General features: G+C 70.7%; 1 protein-coding gene. It reads left to right on the forward strand.

The genetic code is table 11. The features are described 5' to 3' along the window. Positions 1 to 467: 4Fe-4S dicluster domain-containing protein (locus JMF97_RS30635; RefSeq protein WP_238360465.1), on the forward strand; the 467-nt coding region annotated here is incomplete at both ends.

A 467-nucleotide genomic window follows, 5' to 3' on the forward strand; every position in this document is an offset into this window, starting at 1 on the left:
CGGTCATCAAGGACCTGGTGGTCAACCGCAGCGCCTTCGACAGGATCATCGCTGCGGGCGGGCACATAACCGCACCGACCGGCAGCGCACCACAGGCGCACTCGGTGCCGGTGGCCAAGGCCAACGCCGACGCCGCCTTCGAATCCGCAGCTTGCATCGGCTGCGGCGCCTGCGTGGCGGCCTGCCCGAACGGCTCCGGCATGCTGTTCACCGCCGCCAAGGTCACCCAGCTGGGCCTGCTGCCCCAGGGCCAGCCGGAGCGGTACACACGGGTCATCGGCATGCTCGACGCCCACGACCAGGCCGGCTTCGGCGGCTGCACCAACGCAGGCGAGTCCACCGCCGTCTGCCCCAAGGGCATCCCGCTGCCCACCAGCGGCCGCCTCAACCGCGCTTACCTATCCGCCCCCACGCCCAACACCCCCGAACCACCCTACCCCCCACCCCCCCCCCATAGGTATAAGAGA

The sequence above is a fragment of the Micromonospora fiedleri genome (assembly GCF_016774385.1).
GTDB lineage: Bacteria > Actinomycetota > Actinomycetes > Mycobacteriales > Micromonosporaceae > Micromonospora > Micromonospora gifhornensis.